The organism is Sphingobacterium sp. KH_072, from assembly GCF_057837975.1.
Genome location: NZ_CM174457.1, coordinates 128,494 through 145,885, shown reverse-complemented (window position 1 = coordinate 145,885; position 17,392 = coordinate 128,494). Strand labels below are relative to the sequence as shown.

Annotated in this window: 15 protein-coding genes; 9 read left to right on the top strand and 6 right to left on the bottom strand. The window is 44.2% G+C overall.

What is annotated here, in order from left to right; all coding sequences use genetic code 11:
* Window positions 1–55: 55 nt before the first annotated feature.
* The gene (locus AC3IRT_RS00660; protein ID WP_489394633.1) at window positions 56–1,717 is read right to left on the bottom strand and encodes a lamin tail domain-containing protein; all 1,662 of its coding nucleotides are present in this window, start codon (window positions 1,715–1,717) and stop codon (window positions 56–58) included.
* A gap of 136 nt (window positions 1,718–1,853) precedes the next feature.
* On the opposite strand from AC3IRT_RS00660, the gene AC3IRT_RS00655 reads away from it, so the two are divergent.
* Entirely contained in the window at window positions 1,854–2,846 is a 993-nt protein-coding gene (locus AC3IRT_RS00655) for an aspartate-semialdehyde dehydrogenase (RefSeq protein ID WP_489394632.1), read from the top strand.
* A gap of 125 nt (window positions 2,847–2,971) precedes the next feature.
* Here AC3IRT_RS00655 and AC3IRT_RS00650 read toward each other — a convergent pair whose 3' ends face one another.
* Both AC3IRT_RS00650 and AC3IRT_RS00645 read right to left on the bottom strand, forming a co-directional pair.
* Window positions 2,972–3,982, bottom strand: coding sequence for a Kelch repeat-containing protein (locus AC3IRT_RS00650; protein WP_489394631.1), 1,011 nt, complete (start codon window positions 3,980–3,982; stop codon window positions 2,972–2,974).
* Window positions 3,983–3,986: 4 nt separating this feature from the next.
* A complete protein-coding gene (locus AC3IRT_RS00645) occupies window positions 3,987–5,363 on the bottom strand; it encodes a DUF4270 family protein (RefSeq protein WP_489394630.1) in 1,377 nt (458 codons plus the stop codon).
* A 116-nt stretch (window positions 5,364–5,479) separates the two neighbouring features.
* Here AC3IRT_RS00645 and AC3IRT_RS00640 point away from each other — a divergent pair, with 116 nt between their 5' ends.
* From AC3IRT_RS00640 to AC3IRT_RS00615, 6 genes are all read left to right on the top strand, one after another.
* Window positions 5,480–6,931: a sensor histidine kinase gene (locus AC3IRT_RS00640; protein WP_489394629.1), complete on the top strand. Its 1,452-nt coding sequence runs from the start codon at window positions 5,480–5,482 to the stop codon at window positions 6,929–6,931.
* An 8-nt stretch (window positions 6,932–6,939) separates the two neighbouring features.
* A complete protein-coding gene (locus AC3IRT_RS00635; protein WP_489394628.1) occupies window positions 6,940–7,614 on the top strand; it encodes a response regulator transcription factor in 675 nt (224 codons plus the stop codon).
* A 12-nt stretch (window positions 7,615–7,626) separates the two neighbouring features.
* Window positions 7,627–8,217, top strand: coding sequence for a bifunctional nicotinamidase/pyrazinamidase (pncA, locus tag AC3IRT_RS00630; protein WP_489394627.1), 591 nt, complete (start codon window positions 7,627–7,629; stop codon window positions 8,215–8,217).
* Between the two features lie 50 nt (window positions 8,218–8,267).
* Window positions 8,268–8,810, top strand: a complete 543-nt coding sequence (locus AC3IRT_RS00625; RefSeq protein ID WP_489394626.1) for a TetR/AcrR family transcriptional regulator — start codon at window positions 8,268–8,270, stop codon at window positions 8,808–8,810.
* Between the two features lie 31 nt (window positions 8,811–8,841).
* Window positions 8,842–10,545, top strand: a complete 1,704-nt coding sequence (locus tag AC3IRT_RS00620; RefSeq protein ID WP_489394625.1) for a glycoside hydrolase family 3 protein — start codon at window positions 8,842–8,844, stop codon at window positions 10,543–10,545.
* 104 nt (window positions 10,546–10,649) lie between these two features.
* Window positions 10,650–12,077 (top strand): L-serine ammonia-lyase, encoded by a 1,428-nt coding sequence (locus tag AC3IRT_RS00615; protein WP_489394624.1) that lies wholly within the window; start codon window positions 10,650–10,652, stop codon window positions 12,075–12,077.
* Here the strand turns inward: AC3IRT_RS00615 and AC3IRT_RS00610 are convergent.
* Together AC3IRT_RS00610 and AC3IRT_RS00605 are read right to left on the bottom strand one after the other, a co-directional pair.
* Complete coding sequence (locus tag AC3IRT_RS00610; RefSeq protein ID WP_489394623.1) at window positions 12,074–12,946, bottom strand: 1,4-dihydroxy-6-naphtoate synthase; 873 nt, start codon at window positions 12,944–12,946, stop codon at window positions 12,074–12,076. The two genes, AC3IRT_RS00615 and AC3IRT_RS00610, sit on opposite strands and share 4 nt — an antisense overlap.
* A 20-nt stretch (window positions 12,947–12,966) precedes the next feature.
* A complete protein-coding gene (locus AC3IRT_RS00605; RefSeq protein WP_489394622.1) occupies window positions 12,967–14,019 on the bottom strand; it encodes a sugar phosphate isomerase/epimerase family protein in 1,053 nt (350 codons plus the stop codon).
* A 159-nt stretch (window positions 14,020–14,178) separates the two neighbouring features.
* On the opposite strand from AC3IRT_RS00605, the gene truA reads away from it, so the two are divergent.
* Window positions 14,179–14,946: a tRNA pseudouridine(38-40) synthase TruA gene (gene truA, locus AC3IRT_RS00600; protein WP_489394621.1), complete on the top strand. Its 768-nt coding sequence runs from the start codon at window positions 14,179–14,181 to the stop codon at window positions 14,944–14,946.
* Window positions 14,943–16,706: an ABC transporter ATP-binding protein gene (locus AC3IRT_RS00595; protein WP_489394620.1), complete on the top strand. Its 1,764-nt coding sequence runs from the start codon at window positions 14,943–14,945 to the stop codon at window positions 16,704–16,706. The genes truA and AC3IRT_RS00595 overlap by 4 nt, the downstream gene beginning before the upstream one ends.
* A 12-nt stretch (window positions 16,707–16,718) precedes the next feature.
* Here the strand turns inward: AC3IRT_RS00595 and trmB are convergent, their stop codons facing one another.
* Window positions 16,719–17,372 carry a tRNA (guanosine(46)-N7)-methyltransferase TrmB gene (trmB, locus tag AC3IRT_RS00590; RefSeq protein WP_489394619.1) on the bottom strand — a complete coding sequence of 218 codons (654 nt, stop codon included), beginning with the start codon at window positions 17,370–17,372 and terminating at the stop codon, window positions 16,719–16,721.
* Between the last annotated feature and the right edge of the window lie 20 nt (window positions 17,373–17,392).

The window sequence follows — 17,392 nt, the reverse complement described above, 5'->3', positions numbered from 1 at the left end:
TACTGTTTTTTGATTCCTACTTTAAAATGGGCAATGGCTGTTTTTCAGGCGTAGCCTAATTTCTCAATAAAAAGGATTCTTTGAAGGTCTGACGCTGGCCATTATCGTGATACGTTTCCATCCACATTAAGTATACACCAGAAGGCGCTTGTTCACCATTTTCCCTTTTGCCGTCCCAAGTAAATCTGCCCGTATAACCCACCCCTTGATTGCGAACAAGTCGATTTATACTCCTCCCTTTATCATCATAGATCGTGAGATTTACCATGGTATTCTCTTGAACAAACTCATAATGAATAGATAGCAATCGATCTTCGCTTGCACTATTTGGATACATCGTACGCGCAGCTAGGAATACGTTATTCTCGGTAATCGTGCCCGCACGAAAGCGTGAATTCTCATAGCCGGGCGTTGCGCCTTCGCTGTAGGTGGATGCCGAAATGAAATTTCCGCCAACATTCGTGGGAACATCTGGTGAAATTCGTTCTAGTGAAACCCCACGTGCATTGCGGATAAAAGGCTGATGCATCGCGGCAGTATAGCGCAAACTATCCATTAAAGCTGCTGGTGAGAAAAGTGTAACGATTCCTTGCAGGTTAGCATAAGCCGGAAGGCTTGGAAGCACAATGACTTCACGTAATACTGCACTGGGATAATCTCGCTGCAACGGATCCGGATTCGTGGTGATCACACGGTAGGTATTTGGTGGGAAAAGTAATTGGCGATTTGAAATTAACCGGTTTCCTAGAAACCAGTTTTGGAGGTTGACGATCTTGTTCGATCGATTGTAAATTTCGACAAAGGTGGGACTGCCCGTATTGGGGTTGAATAGCACTTCATTGATGACCACATCATTATACTGTAGGGATGTTTCCGTAAACACTGTTTGCGACAGTGTGATGGTTCTACCACAATATTGTCCCGCAATCGTCACTTCGTATGGAAAACCTTCGGGCAGCTGCTGACCGAAGGAAATCTGTATGGTATCTCTGGAAGTCCGCCAACTCGATATTGGCGGTAAACCGATCGGCATTTGCACTTGCTGAATGGTTAAACTATTTCCAATGTCCATATTGAGCACAAAACTCAGATCCTGATCTTGCACAATAGTTTGCCGAATTTGCACATCTGGGATAGCGTTTGCACGATATACACTGTTTTGCGCGCCCGGCGTACCTCCTTCTCTAGCTTCAGATTCTTGCCAAGCCGATGCAGGATTGCAACCAAACTCTGGATTGATCCTTTCCAAGCTCCAACCACCACTTCTTTTTGATGTACTAGCATACCAATTACTGGCATAGGATACTTGATCGACTGTTCCGACTTCTTGATGAGTAAGCGAGATGGTAGCACCAGCATTACTCATAGTCGGCCATCCGGCAATGCCACACACATTACCAAATCCGACAAATGCTTGTTCATTCTGCGCAGCAGTAACGATCACATATTGCTTAGCAGGGAGATAGATATCTGGAAATTGGAAAGATGTATTATTATACGTTAACGTATAGTTTTTCAATAAAATAGCCACGTTAGAAGGATTGTACAATTCTAACCATTCTCGCAGCGGAAGGTCTGTGCCGCTCGGATTCATCATCAACTCATTGATGACGGGGTGCGGCGCCACGTAGCGCAGCTCATCTTCCAATACAGGAGCACAGCCATAACAGCAAAACACAGAGATCCAACATAATACAACAAACGACTTCAAAGTCATGTTAAGCCTGATTAAAATCTACTTTCGCAGTAGATTTAAGAATAAGAATCCAAATAATTTAGTATGTTTGGGGTTGATTACGTGTTAAATATACTTAATCTGGTTTATTTATTTAAAGTTAAACGATAATTTATTTATGAAAGTTGCAGTAGTTGGCGCAACAGGTCTTGTTGGGTCAGAAATGTTGACAGTATTGGCGGAAAGAAACTTCCCAGTAACAGAATTAATTCCAGTTGCTTCTGAAAGAAGCAAGGGTAAAGAAATCGAGTTTAAGGGTAAGAAGTATAAGGTGGTGACTGCTCAAGATGCTATTGCACTCAAACCAGATGTAGCACTTTTCTCTGCCGGAGGCAGTACCTCTACAGAATTTGCTCCTTTGTTTGCTGAAGCAGGCATTACTGTTATTGATAACTCTTCAGCTTGGCGCATGGATCCGTCAAAAAAACTGATCGTGCCAGAAGTAAACGGAGATGTATTGACAGCGGATGATAAGATTATCGCCAACCCGAATTGTTCTACCATTCAGATGGTGGTCGTGATGAAACCATTGCACGAGAAATACAAAATTAAACGCGTCGTAGTTTCTACTTATCAGTCGGTGACTGGTACGGGAGTAGCGGCTGTAAAGCAATTAAATGACGAGCGAGCGGGTATCGATGGCGAAAAAGCATACCCACACCAAATTGATCTTAACGTGATTCCACAGATTGATGTTTTCCAAGATAATGGATACACCAAGGAGGAGATGAAGATGATCAAGGAAACGAACAAAATCATGCGTGACGATTCTATTCGCGTAACCGCAACAACGGTACGTATCCCGGTGATCGGTGGTCACTCGGAGTCTGTAAATATCGAATTCGAAAATGATTTTGACCTTCAGGAAGTTCGCGATCTATTAGCAGCTCAAGAAGGTATCATTGTCGTGGATAATCCAGCAAAATTAGAATATCCAATGCCAAAAGATGCACACGGCAAAGATGAGGTTTTCGTGGGTCGTATTCGCAGAGATGAGTCTCAGGACAAAACGCTTAATCTTTGGGTAGTAGCAGACAACCTCAGAAAAGGAGCAGCAACCAACGCGGTCCAGATTGCAGAGTTACTACATAAAAAGCAATTGATCGGTTAATCAGTTCAATTTGCTTCTTCCCTGAAAAATTGGATAAACAAAAAAGAGCCGGATGATTATAACAATCATCCGGCTCTTCTTATTGTAAAAGATACTCCGCTATAGAGTATCCGTTTTAGTCTTACTTATCTTACAGGTGTAAATACCAGTGTTTCGCTGTAGAACTGCTCGCGACCTGTACCAGCAGAACCCGTTGTGATATAGCCATTGTTACCAATCGCGAAGCCAACTGCTTTCTCACGTGCTCCACTACCTTGTATCGCTTGATGTTGATTGGTCCAAGTATCACTTCCTGGATCATATTTCCATACGTTAGATACCAAGCCAGCAGGCGCTCTACCACTTACGATGTAACCTTGACCACCAATAACGAATGAAGAAGTGTTATGACGTCTTACATCATACGTTTGATTCGCATCATTGCGGTTTAAGTCATTTAACTTAGTCCAAGTTGTGCCATCAAAAGCGAAGAAATCTTCTGGTAATTGATTGTTGAAACGACCGCCACCAACGTACGCTCTGTTACCAATCACAAAAGCGAAAGCACCCGAACGAGTCCATCCGAATTGCGTAGGTACTAATGTCCACGTATCGTTCGAAGGATTGTAGCGATAGATATCACTAAATGTTTTGCCTGACGGAGTCTCTCCCAAACCTACATATCCGTTACCTCCAAGCGAGAAAGCTACTGCGCCAAAACGCGCTTCTCCAGGGAAATCAGCGATTTTAGTCCATGTATTTGCAGCTGCATCAAAACGATAAAAATCATTCAACGCATTGGTACCATCGTATCCTGTACCCACAAAGCCGGCTTCACCAATAGAAAAACCTACCGCGCGGTGACGCGCTGGGCCAGAAAATTGTGCTTTAGGCTCCCACTGAGATCCATTGAACGCCCATGCATCTTGTAAAATAACACGAGTAGCTGTGTAGCCACCCACAAGGAATGCTTGATTATTAATCACAAAAGATGCCGCACCCTCTCTAGGATCTTCTGGTGCTACCGTGGATCTAGTCCATTCTACAGGCCCAGTGTCTCCTGTAGCCGTTTCTTCGTCATCTTTCGAACAGGATTGGAAAGATGTCGTCGCGATCGCACCAACTAAAAGTAATGCTAGCCAGTTTTTCTTCTTCATATGACTAATTAAATTTTGTGTATAAGATGTTTAATTTGATTTTAGGTTTATTGTCTTCCGTAGCGATTAGCAACGAACTTGCCGTACCTACTAAGGAAGCTGGTGGTAAAGATAGCACTAATCCGCTAGGCGCATTAGTCTCACTATTGATCGTACGTACGTACTCAATTAAGTTGAATGTATATCTCGCGTTTTGTCCGGTATTATTTGCCGGGATAAACTGTCCACGTTGAATCTCCGTTGTAAAAGGCGCTCGTATAAAATTCAGTGCCACTCCGCTACTATTTGCTAAAAATAATGACGGCGCATCCTGCCCTGTAGGCAATGGGAACATTGCGCTTTCATTCGATGCAACTTCTACCTCTAACTCCAATTTATTGACGGCGATACCCGGCGTCTGTAAGAAATTACGAAGAGATGGAAAATCGATGCGAACTGCCGCACCTGTGCCTGCTTGTACCAAACCTATGCCGTTAGTTTGCGCACCAGATACCGGCGTAGTGGCCGACAAGTTTTGAAAAGAAGTACCGGATCTATCTGCCGTATATTTATTATATTTTAGGTTATAATCACGTATCACAAGATCTTTCTGTGCAGTTTCACGCAATCCCCCAGCTCCAATGTATGAGTAATAAATCTCCGCCTGAATCGTATCATTATAAGCGATCACACTAGTGTTCTCTTCATCTGGAATAACCGCAAAGCCATTCATGTATTCTGTAAAGTTGGCCGCCGACATGACTCGAGCATCATCTGCCTGCATTTTGTCAAATAAATCTTGTCCAAAAGCATCGGCTAAACGAATCGATAGTCGTTGTCTTCTTCCCGGCGCTGGTAAATAACTCAACTCTCCAAGCGGCGTTTGACTTACCTGAAAGGATTGTTGACCAAAAATAGCTGGCGTTTGTACATAGAAAGGAATCTCTACATTGTTGATACCTCCAGCCTGCAATGTAGTTGTTTCCAGACGTTGCGTAACTCGGTGCACTCGGATTGTATGTGATTTAGTGGTATCACCTTGCACGTGCAATTGATTATGGCGGCGCAGTACTAGTCTGACCGAATCAAAACGCGCATCCTCAGGGATATCACTATAAGTATACGTTTCCGGCTCTACTTGGAAATAGGGAGCTATAGAAACACTGCCTACGCCTTCACGCAGATACCGGCCTAACAAAATTGCTCCCGCTCCAGAAGTTGGAATGTACTGTAAAGATAGGTTTGTAATTTGCACGGATAATGAATCCACCGAAGCTAAGTTCAATGCATCTACGTTATCGTTGTTCAATGCGATAGCCATATCTTTCTCACAACTGGACAATAAGACACTCGCGCCGAAAAAAACGACTCCGAAAGCAATAAATATGAAATGTTTTAGCATAAAAACCAATGAATTGCAAATGTAACCGAACGTTACTGTTAATCAGTGTTATATTTTGTTAAAAATCAACAATTACCTATGCGGTGCAAATCTACTAAATTAAATTTGTTTTAATCATGTTAAAAAACCACAAAGTCCTAGCACTACTTATTGTCTTAATCACTGCTGGAATACTAGCAGTCCTCAGTTTTTGGCTATACAATTCGTATAGCGACCACCGGGAATTGACTTTTGCAAAAGCCGATCAAGCATTGCTTAGCACGTTGAGTGATTATTACGCACGTAACGAAATAACCGGCAATAACACACGTAATAGCTACCAAAAAAATCTTGCAGAAGATATCAGCCTTGCGTATCCAAACATTGCAATTGATAGTATATACGCGTGGATGGAGAAGAACGCTACAAGACGGCAGGATAGTATTCGCAGGCAATATCGTGAAACGCATCGAAACGATCCGCAAGAACGCAGTGACCGCCGCAAACCAAGAGAAATCAATCATTGGATGCTACAAGGAAGAGATGCACAGCTATCTGTCGCCGCTTTAGATACTTTATTATTGGAGTACAAACAGGAGCTCGCTTACCAAGGTATACAACATGCCAACGTTCAACTAAAGCTCCATGAAATAGCACGTAGAGTGTACAAAGAACCGCGCGAGATGCGAACTAATGAAATCCTAACCACGCGGCCGATATTGATTAATGCAGAAAATAACCTATATCTGTATGCCGAGTTGACGCACATTTGGAAACATATTATCTCCAATATGCTCTGGCAGATCATTTTCTCCTTTTTCTTACTCTTCGCATTGATTGGCACTTTTCTCGCTTTGTTTAAAACCATTCGCAAGCAAAATAAGTTGGCGGTCTTACAACAATCATTCGTCACCAATATGACGCATGAACTAAAAACGCCGTTATCTACTGTCACAGCAGCGGTAGAATCGCTGCAACGCTCAGGCGCGAAGAACGATCCGGAGCGGTGGAATAGGTATTTAACCATATCTAAACGCGAGTTGGAACACCTCAGTCAGATGGTAGAAAATGTGCTGCAATTTAATAGTAATGTGCGCAGCGGTATTGACTTTACGTATACAGAATTTGATCTTAGCGTTCTCCTACAAGAGATTGTAGACTCTTTCCAATTGGTTAACACCGCAAAAATAGATTTAATACTGCCGGCACAAAATACCGTTGTATTATTACTCGGCGACCTAGCCCACCTTCGCAATACGTTTTCTAACGTGATAGATAATGCGATCAAATACAATCAGTCGCCTTCACCGCGGGTGACGATTACCTTAACGGCGACGGACAAAGCCATTCAGATCCGCATCAGCGATAATGGCATCGGCATTCCGAAAGTGTATCACAAAAATATTTATGATCTGTTTTTCCGCGTGCCCAATGGCGAATTGTATAGCGTGAAAGGCTTTGGCCTAGGATTAGCGTATGTTCAGCAAGTGGTGCATCAGCACGGCGGCAACATTGTTGTAGATAGCGCAGAGGGCGCAGGAACAACTTTCATTATATCATTACCTCACAATAACACATCACTAAAATAAAGACTTACATGCTCAAAATTTTATATGTAGAAGACGAACTCAGCTTGGCGATGATCGTAGGAGAAAGCCTCGAGGAACATGGTTTTGAAGTGAAACATGCTGTCAATGGACAAGATGCGTTACAAATATTAAAAAAATTCAGTCCGCATGTGATGGTATTGGATGTGATGATGCCACTCATGGATGGATTTACGTTGGCCACCGAAATTCGTAAGATCGACACCAAAACACCGATTATCTTTCTAACAGCCATGACGCAGACAGCCGACTTGGTCAAAGGTTTTCACCTTGGGGGCAATGATTACATCCGCAAACCATTCAAAATCGAAGAGCTCATTGTACGCATTGAGTCGGCGCATCGTGCCACACGACAGCACCACGATCAGCAACATTATGAGATTGGCACGTACCGGTTGGACACGCAGAAATTTTTGTTGAGCCACGAGGATCATACCGAGAAATTATCATTCCGCGAAGCGGAATTGTTGCGTCGCTTATTTGAGCGTAAAGAGCAGGTAGTACCACGTGAAGAGATCATCCGCACCTATTGGGGCGATGATACGTATTTCACCGGACGGAGCTTAGATGTATTTATCAGCCGCATCCGAAAATACCTTTCCAAAGACGATCGGATTAAGATTACAAACATCCGTGGCGTAGGCTATCGGTTAACGATCGATTAGTTATATTTGGGTATGAAAGCACTTATCATTGTCGATGTACAGGTCGATTTTTTACCCGAAGGCGCATTGGCTGTGCCAGCTGGCGATACGATTATCCCTGCCGTTAATGTTTTGCAAAAAGACTATGATCTAGTGATCGCTACACAAGATTGGCATCCCGCAGATCACGGTAGTTTCGCCAGTCAGCATCCCGGCGCACAAGTTTATGATAAGATCGAATTGCATGGTCTAGAGCAAACGCTCTGGCCAGACCACTGTGTCCAAGGTACGGCGGGGGCCGAATTGGCCGCTGCGCTGAATATAGCTGCCATAGAAGCTATATTTAGAAAAGGAACAGACAAGCAGATCGATAGCTACAGTGGTTTTTTTGATAATGGTAAACGAAAGACGACCGGACTGCAGGGTTACTTGCAAGCTAGAGGTGCGACCGAAGTACACGTTTGCGGACTGGCGGCAGATTATTGCGTGTACTTCACGGCAATAGACAGCTTGGAAGCAGGTTTCAAGACTGCCATTATTTCTAGAGCGACTAAGCCGATTGATAAAACGACTTTCATGGACAAAAAGGAAATATTCCTGCAAAAAGGCGGTCGCATCCTTTAATTAAGACAAGGAATATCATTTTTCGATATCTTTGTCACAGACAGTTAACTATGAAAGAAACAGCCCTTAGTAGGAAAGATAGAATAATACAAACCGCCACCTCACTATTCGCTGACAAAGGTTTTGCTGATACCTCTACCAAAGAAATTTCTCTGCAAGCAGGCGTATCAGAAGCATTGATTTTCAAGCATTTTGGCAATAAAGACCGGCTTCTTTCCTTTATCATTAAAACCGGGTATAGCCGCGTGGTGATGCACCACAAAGGCATGCTTACGTACAAAGGCGCTAAAGAGTTTTTGCGCAACATGATTCTGCTACCTAATAAACTGGTCGCGGAAGAGCCTTTATTTTGGAAAATGCAGGAAAGGCTATCCCACGATGAGCTTTCGCGAACTCAGCATGAGCACTTTATCAAACCGGTACAATCTATTATCTTGAAAGCCTTTCAGGAATTGGGTTATGCCAAGCCTGAATTAGAAACACAGTATCTATTATTGGTTATTGATATGCTGTGGAAGAAAGAAGCTTGCGGCGAAGTACAGAATGCACAAGAGCTTACCCAGTTGATCCAAGACAAATACCAGTTGATCTAACACCTCTCTACCACCTCTTTTTAATACATCTATGAAACACATTTTCCTCGTCATCGCCTACATTAGTCTGCTTACATCTTCGAGCTATGGTCAAGCGAAGCGCGATTTCGTCCCATTCATTAATCAATCTCATCCTTGGGTAGAGCGCACTTTTCAACAACTTACGCCTCGCGAACGGATTGCGCAACTGTTACTCATTCGCGCACATACGGATCGTGGCGCGCGTTATGTGGATTCCGTCGGCCGTATTGTACGACAGGAGAAATTGGGTGGATTGGTTGTTTTCCAAGGTGGACCAGTGCGACATGCCGACATGTTCAACCGCTATCAAAAAGATAGCAAAGTGCCGTTATTGATCACCTTTGATGGTGAATGGGGATTGGGCATGCGCTTAGCTGATTCGACTACGTCGTTTCCCTATCAAATGACGCTAGGCGCTATTCAGCGCGACGAATTGATCTACGAAATGGGCAAGCAAGTGGCAAAAGATTTCCTACGATTGGGCATGCATTTTAACTTCGCACCTGTAGTAGATATTAATAATAACCCCCAAAATCCCGTCATCAACTACCGTTCGTTTGGAGATAATAAAGAAAATGTAACGCGTAAAGCGAAAGCGTATATGGATGGTATGGTAGCTGGCGGTATTGTGGCTTCCCTCAAGCACTTCCCCGGACATGGCGATACCGATGTAGACTCGCATCACGACCTTCCGCAACTGGATTTTTCGAAGAAAAGATTGGATGAATTGGAGATATTTCCCTTCCGAGAATTGATTCGCGCAGGCGCGCCAGCCATAATGGTGGCGCATATGCATATTCCTTCACTAGACAACACACCTAACATTCCATCTTCCATCTCCAAAAAAGTAGTGACTGATCTGTTGCGCAATGAATTGGGATTTCAGGGCCTTTCGGTAACTGATGCCATGGATATGAAAGGCGTGACAAAGTTTTTCCCGAACGGGCGTGCCGATGTGATGGCCATAGAGGCGGGTAATGATTTGTTGGAAATATCAGAAAACAGTGGCCGCGCGATCCAAATGATCGAGCAAGCCATTAAAAATGGTAGCATCAAGCAAGCAGATATCGATCGTCGTGTTAAAAAAGTATTGGCGACCAAGTATTGGCTCGGTCTGGACAAATACCAGCCTGTATCTACCAAAAATCTATACAACGATCTGAATAGCGCGGCATCCAAACAATTGGTACAGCGCTTAGCAGAAGCATCGATCACGGTTTTGCGCTCGCAGCGTGCGATTAATTCGTTCAATCGTGGCCGCCCTACGTTGTTAATTAGTGTTGGCATCAACAAGCCGCAGGCTTTAGAGCAAGTAATCGCGAGTCGCGTGCGTGGAATTATGCAAATGTACGTGGCCAATAACGAATCGCCCGAGCGCCTACAAGAAATCACGATGGAAGCGCGTAAATATGGCCAAGTAATTCTCGCCATTCACGACGCACGCAACAGACCCCAAAGCACATTGCCATTCTCAGAAGATGTTGTAGGATTTATCGACAAAGTGACGAACAAAAACACCATTACAATCGTACACGCCAACCCATACACACTCAATAGCCTTGACGTAAGCCAAAGCGGCAGTATTATTCTAGCCTATCAGAACGAAGCATTCATGCAACGGGCTGCGGCCAAAGTGCTGTTTAAAGATATACGCTCGGAAGGAAAGTTGCCGGTAACTATATCGCGCAAGTATAAGTTTGGCACTGGCATGTAGATAAACACTTAATTAGCAGTACCATTAAGCACTTGTTAATATTTCATAATTAATAAAAATACGCGCCTTTTATACCGTAATTTTGAGAAATTATTAATCTCCTTATGGCTAGCGAACAGATTTCTATTTTTGACATGTTTAAGATCGGCATTGGCCCATCCAGCTCTCATACCTTGGGGCCTTGGCGCGCTGCGCAACGATTTGTACAAACGGTAGATGCCCGTGCCGGAATAGAAAATGTACAGCAAGTCAACGTATTACTATACGGATCATTAGCAAAAACCGGCGTTGGCCACGGTACAGACATCGCCATCTTACTAGGATTGAGTGGAGATGATCCGGTCACGTTTGATGTGTACGATGTCGTCCCGAAAGTGGATCGCATCAAATCTTCTAACAAGATACAGCTTGGTGCTACGCATCAGATCGATTTCGTTTACAACGAACACATGCTGTTCTTATACAATGAAAGTTTGCCTTTCCATCCGAATGCGGTCACCTTTCAAGCTTTTCTGAGCGACGGCTCTGCACTGAGTGAAACCTACTATTCCATTGGTGGAGGTTTCGTGGTACAAGAAGAAGAGCAGGGCGCTACAGCTACCGAAGTGGATCTTCCATTCCAAATGGATACGGCAGAAGATGTATTATTCTGGTCTCGACGAACGGGATTAAAAATCTCGGAGTTGGTGTTGGAAAATGAATTGGCGTGGCGCACAGAAGAAGCAACGAAAAAGGGTATTTTAAATATATTCTCCACCATGAAAGAATGCATCTACAAAGGTTGCCATACCACTGGCATCTTGCCTGGTGGATTGCAAGTAGAACGCCGCGCTACGAAACTGAATAAGCGCATCGTCAAAGATCGTCCGTATGATGACTTTGATTCTTGGTTGGAAGCGATTCGCGCAGGCGGAAAAGATTTCGGGTATATTTTGGATTGCGTGAGTTGTTTTGCCCTAGCGGTGAATGAAGAAAACGCCTCATTTGGTCGCGTAGTCACTGCGCCAACTAATGGAGCTGCCGGCGTAATTCCTGCGGTTTTGCAATACTACATTACCTTCTACGACGCGTTCAACGAGCAGAAAATCATTCAATTCATGGCGACCGCATCCGAAATAGGATCAATCTTCAAAAAAGGCGCTACGATCTCCGCCGCGATGGGCGGCTGCCAAGCAGAAATTGGTGTTTCGTCGGCCATGGCGGCTGGTGCGCTCACCGAATGTCTTGGCGGTTCGCAGCGACAAGTATTGATGGCAGCAGAAATCGCGATGGAACATCATCTGGGATTGACCTGTGATCCCATTGGCGGATTGGTGCAGATTCCATGTATCGAGCGCAATACGATGGGCGCCATCAAAGCGATCACTGCGGCACAATTGGCGCTGCAATCGAATCCAGAAAAAGCGAAAGTGAGTTTGGATGCTGTAGTCGGCACAATGTGGGCTACCGCGCAGGATATGAATGTAAAATACAAGGAGACTGCCGACGGTGGACTCGCCGTAAAAGTGCCGCTCAGTCTCCCTGAATGTTAGATCGAAGCTAAAAATAAATCTTGCGTGCGCGGCGGTATTAATTCCAGTCGCTCCGCTTCGCTAAAAAGATAATTGACGGAAGCACGTCCTTTTTCACCTAGCTTTTCAGAATACTTATTGACATACAAATCGATATGCTGATACATCACCGATTCTTCCATTTCTTGCGCATGACTGCGGATATAATCTAAGCCAGACTTCGGGTTGGCAAAGGCAAATCGTACGCTATCCGCGATGAGTTTGTTAACCTGCTGTTTGACCGATTGCGGCAGAGATCTTTTGATCACAATACCGCCCAACGGAATAGGATATCCGGTATCTCGTTCCCAAAATTCGCCCAAATCCTGCGCCTTGGATAGTCCGCGTTCACTGTAAGTGAAACGATTTTCGTGAATAATCAACCCCACATCTACCCGACCATCCAATACGGCATTTTCAATATCAGAAAAAACCAGTTCTTCCTTATTGGTCAGTTGTGGATACGCCAATCCCAACAAGAAATTGGCTGTTGTATATTTACCTGGAATACCGACGCGTAATCCGACTAGATCTTCTGGCAAATCTTGCCCAGCGTAATTCGACAGACGCTCGGCAAGATCTTTATCCTTAGTAATCAACAATGGCCCGACGCCAAAGCCCAACGCACTGCCAGCATCCAACAATTCGTAATCTTTGGCCGCGTAGGCGAATGCGTGATAGCTTAGCTTGGTAATATCCAATTGCTGCGCAAAGGCCATTTGGTTCAAGGTCTCCACGTCGTGATAGCTCGGCTCGAACGAAAGATCGCCCGTATCAATCTTACCATGAATCAGTGCATCGAAGATAAACGTATCATTCGGGCACGGAGAAAAACCCAGACTTAATTTCATATTACTTGTTTCACCTATGATTAAATTCCCAACAGGTTGCGATTAAAGGCTTCATCGGATCCGGTCGAAGCAAAATCATCAAATGCTCGCTCGGTCACTTTGATGATGTGGTCGTTAATAAACTGCGCGCCTTCGGCAGCACCATCTACGCTATTTTTGATCGCACACTCCCACTCTAGCACCGCCCAACCTTCGTAATCATAAGCCGCTAATTTGCTAAAGATGGATTTGAAATCTACCTGTCCGTCGCCAAGCGAACGGAAGCGACCTGCTCTATCCAACCAGTTGCTATAGCCGCCATAGACGCCTTGCTTTCCTGTTGGATTAAACTCAGCATCTTTCACATGAAACATTTTGATACGCTCATGATAGTGATCAATATAGCTTAAGTAATCCATTCCTTGCAACAACAAATGCGATGGATCGTATAATAAACATGCTCTTGGATGGTTGTTGGCAGCTTCTAAAAAGCGCTCGTAGGAAACGCCATCGTGCAGATCTTCGCCAGGATGCACTTCATAACACAAATCAACGCCATGACGATCAAACTCGTCCAAAATCGGCAACCAGCGGTTTGCCAATTCTTTAAAACCTGTTTCTACCAAACCTGCTGGACGCTGTGGCCAAGGATACACCATGTGCCATAATAGCGAACCGCTAAAGGTAGCATGGGCATTCAAACCTAAGTTGGCCGATGCTTTAGCGGCTAATTTAAGTTGATCGATTGCCCACTCGGTACGTGCTTTTGGATTATTGTGTACAGCAGCTGGCGCAAATCCGTCGAACAATTTATCGTAGGTTGGATGTACAGCCACCAATTGTCCTTGTAAATGCGTTGAAAGCTCGGTGATCTCCACCCCGATCTCCGCTAGTCGGCCTTTGATTTCATCTGCATAAGTTTTGCTTTCTGCTACCTTTTGCATATCAAAAAACTGCGGATCATTGGTGGGCACTTGCACTCCGACATATCCTAATGATTTCACCCATTTGGAAATATTTTCTAACGTATTGTACGGTGCGGTATTATCAATAAATTGTGCCAAAAAGATCGCTGGCCCTTTTAGTGTTTTCATGGTCGTTTCTTCTTTTATACGTTTTAAAGGTACTAAAAATATCCGCGTTAAGCCAAGTTATCCACGGTGTAAAAACCACACGCAGATTGATTGAACAGAACAGACTTTGTACCTACGGACTTTACATTCAGACAACGTAAAATTGCGTAACTTTGCCCCGTGCAAGCAAACACTCAACGCTACTTTTTGGAAATCGCATACAAAGGCACTGCTTATCATGGATGGCAGATTCAGCAGAATGCCGTCTCTGTGCAAGAGAAGTTGCAGCAGGCGCTACAAACCGTTTTGCGGCAGGAAGTCGAGACGGCGGGCGCCGGCCGCACCGATACTGGCGTGCATGCTACGCAATTGTATGTGCATGTGGATATTCCTTCGGAAAAAATTAGCTCTACGCAACGATTTGTACACGCTCTGAACGCCATACTGCCTTCGGATATTAGTGTGCAGCGATTGTTTCCTGTACACTCGGAAGCACATGCTCGCTTTGACGCGACTTCCAGATCCTACGAATACCACGTGCATTTTAGTAAAGATCCTTTTCTGCAAGATGCTTCTTGGTTGCTTCGTGACGTGCCAGATGTCGATAAAATGAATGCAGCAGCACAATTGCTATTAGGTAAAAAGGATTTTGGCTGCTTTAGCAAAGCGCATACGCAAGTATTTACCAACATCTGTACCATCACCGAAGCGCGTTGGGTACGAGATGGTCAGCGATTGACATTTCACATCACCGCCGATCGTTTTTTGCGTAATATGGTGCGAGCCATCGTGGGCACACTATTGGAAGTGGGCCTTAAAGGGAAACCTGTGGAGCACGTTTCTGAAGTGATTGCAAGCCAAGATCGAAGTCAGGCCGGTGCATCGGTGCCTGCCTGCGGTCTGTACCTTACCCAAATTATCTACCCTTATATCGATCAACCATCGTGAAGAAAGAACAAATCGCTGGAAAAGCCTACGATTCAAAATTGCTGAGTCGATTGGCACAATATATTCGCCCGTACCGCACTGTATTTTGGATCTCTGTGGTGCTCACTATTTTGTTGGCAGCGGTAGCGCCAGCATTACCGATGTTGGTAGAGCATACCGTAGATCGCTATATTCTGGCAGGCAATCCGGGCGGATTAACCAAGATGCTAATCGCCATGATTGCGCTGTTGCTTTTGCAAACTGTGATTCGCTACTTTCACACCTTGATGACCAATACATTGGGACAATCGGTGATTCGCGATATCCGTATTCAGGTCTTCGAACACATTACCAACCTACGACTTAAGTATTTTGACAACACGCCCATCGGTCGCTTAATCACGAGAACGATTTCTGATTTAGAAACGATTGCCAATATATTCTCCGAAGGATTGATTCAAATTATTGGCGATTTATTGCAGCTGGTGGTGATTCTATTGGTGATGTTTTATACGGATTGGCGCTTGACTTTGGTCATTCTGATTCCCATGCCGTTGATGATTGCAGCGACGTATATTTTTAAAGAAGCGATGAAGTCGGCCTTCCAGAGTGTGCGTACGTGGGTTTCGAATCTGAATACGTTTCTACAAGAGCATATTTCGGGCATGGCTATCATTCAGTACTTCGCGCGCGAGGAACAGGAAATGCGGAAGTTCAAAGAGATCAATGCCGAACATAGAAATGCGCATATCCGTGCCAACTGGTATTTTTCGATCTTTTTCCCTGTATTGGAGGTGATCGTAGCCATTGCTACCGGTTTATTAGTGTGGTATGGCGCAAAGCAGATATTGGCGGATGCCATTTCTCCAGGTGTGGTGGTTGCTTTCTTGATGTATATCACGATGATCTTCCGGCCAATCCGAGAATTGATCGACAAGTTCAACACCTTACAAATGGGTATGATCTCTGCCGAACGCATTTTTGAGGTGCTCGACACACAGGAATTTACGCCGGACGAAGGCAATTATAAGCCAGATATCGTACGCGGTAAGATTGAATTCAAGAACGTTTGGTTCGCTTACAATGACGAAAAATGGGTATTGAAAGATATCAGCTTTACAGTGCAGCCCGGAGAAACACTCGCACTAGTGGGCGCTACTGGTGCCGGAAAATCTTCCACGATCAATATTCTAAGTCGTTTTTATGAAATTCAACGCGGACAGATTTTGCTTGACGGAGTCGATATCCGCGAGTACAATCTAGAGTATCTTCGCCAGACGATCTCGACGGTATTACAAGATGTATTCTTGTTCTCGGATACGATCTTACATAATATCAATCTATATGATACCACGATCTCTATGGATGCGATCGTAGATGCATCGAAGAAAGTGGGCGCAGATGAATTTATAGAAAGGCTACCTGGCGGATATGATTATCAGGTACAAGAACGTGGATCTACCTTGTCGGCAGGTCAAGGTCAGCTTATCTCCTTTATCAGAGCGTTGGTGCATGATCCTAAAATCTTGATCTTGGATGAAGCGACTTCTTCGGTAGATACGGAAACCGAACATTTGATCCAATCGGCCATCGAGAATTTGATGGATGGAAGAACCGCAATCGTGATTGCACATCGTTTATCTACCATCCAACGAGCCGATAAGATCATCGTCTTGGAAAAAGGGGAAATGCTAGAAGCAGGATCTCATCAAGAGTTGCTTGCACTAGATGGCGCGTACAAAAAGTTGTACGACCTACAATTCAATTCGTCTGGACTATAATACGACTGAGTACTATTGTGGGAATTGCCACTGCACGTAGCTGATGTTCTTGTCGTCTGCCAAGTATTTCTTTTCGTAATACGTTTTGATAGACAGCACATCATTGACTAAATCGGATACATACAAATCTGTAGTTTCTTTGGTCACTGGCATTTTGCCCGCCTCAATTTGTTCTAAAGTGTATGCGTAAAAATCGTCATTGTCGGTTTTGAGGTGCATGATACCATCATTCTGTAAGATGATTTTGTATTTCTGCATGAAACGAGGGCTGGTTAATCGCTTTTTCTCGCGACTATCTTGGGGCTGCGGATCAGGAAAGGTAATCCAGATTTCAGAAATTTCATTCTCTTCAAAATGCTCCAGAATGCTCTCGATCTGAATACGCAAAAAGCCGACATTATCGATCCCCTCTTCCAAGGCTGTTTTTGCACCACGCCAGATACGGTTTCCTTTAAAGTCGACACCAATAAAGTTAATATGTGGAAAAAGCTTAGCCAAATTCACGGTATATTCCCCTTTTCCGCAAGCCAATTCTAATATTATCGGTTGCTCATTCCTAAAAAATTCTTTGGCCCATTGGCCTTTATAATCTTTACCTGCATCCAACTGCACTACATTTTTGAATGTAGCCACCTCTGCAAATCTGCGTAGTTTATCTTTACCCATTGTTAATCTTGTACTTTTTT

Coding starts and splice junctions, on each gene's coding strand:
- AC3IRT_RS00625 (WP_489394626.1), top strand. CDS start 8,268: ATGAAAGAAACAGCCCTTAGTAGGAAAGATAGAATAATACAAACCGCC.
- pncA (WP_489394627.1), top strand. CDS start 7,627: ATGAAAGCACTTATCATTGTCGATGTACAGGTCGATTTTTTACCCGAA.
- AC3IRT_RS00640 (WP_489394629.1), top strand. CDS start 5,480: ATGTTAAAAAACCACAAAGTCCTAGCACTACTTATTGTCTTAATCACT.
- AC3IRT_RS00610 (WP_489394623.1), bottom strand. CDS start 12,946: ATGAAATTAAGTCTGGGTTTTTCTCCGTGCCCGAATGATACGTTTATC.
- AC3IRT_RS00620 (WP_489394625.1), top strand. CDS start 8,842: ATGAAACACATTTTCCTCGTCATCGCCTACATTAGTCTGCTTACATCT.
- AC3IRT_RS00635 (WP_489394628.1), top strand. CDS start 6,940: ATGCTCAAAATTTTATATGTAGAAGACGAACTCAGCTTGGCGATGATC.
- AC3IRT_RS00645 (WP_489394630.1), bottom strand. CDS start 5,363: ATGCTAAAACATTTCATATTTATTGCTTTCGGAGTCGTTTTTTTCGGC.
- trmB (WP_489394619.1), bottom strand. CDS start 17,372: ATGGGTAAAGATAAACTACGCAGATTTGCAGAGGTGGCTACATTCAAA.
- AC3IRT_RS00660 (WP_489394633.1), bottom strand. CDS start 1,717: ATGACTTTGAAGTCGTTTGTTGTATTATGTTGGATCTCTGTGTTTTGC.
- AC3IRT_RS00605 (WP_489394622.1), bottom strand. CDS start 14,019: ATGAAAACACTAAAAGGGCCAGCGATCTTTTTGGCACAATTTATTGAT.
- AC3IRT_RS00615 (WP_489394624.1), top strand. CDS start 10,650: ATGGCTAGCGAACAGATTTCTATTTTTGACATGTTTAAGATCGGCATT.
- AC3IRT_RS00655 (WP_489394632.1), top strand. CDS start 1,854: ATGAAAGTTGCAGTAGTTGGCGCAACAGGTCTTGTTGGGTCAGAAATG.
- AC3IRT_RS00650 (WP_489394631.1), bottom strand. CDS start 3,982: ATGAAGAAGAAAAACTGGCTAGCATTACTTTTAGTTGGTGCGATCGCG.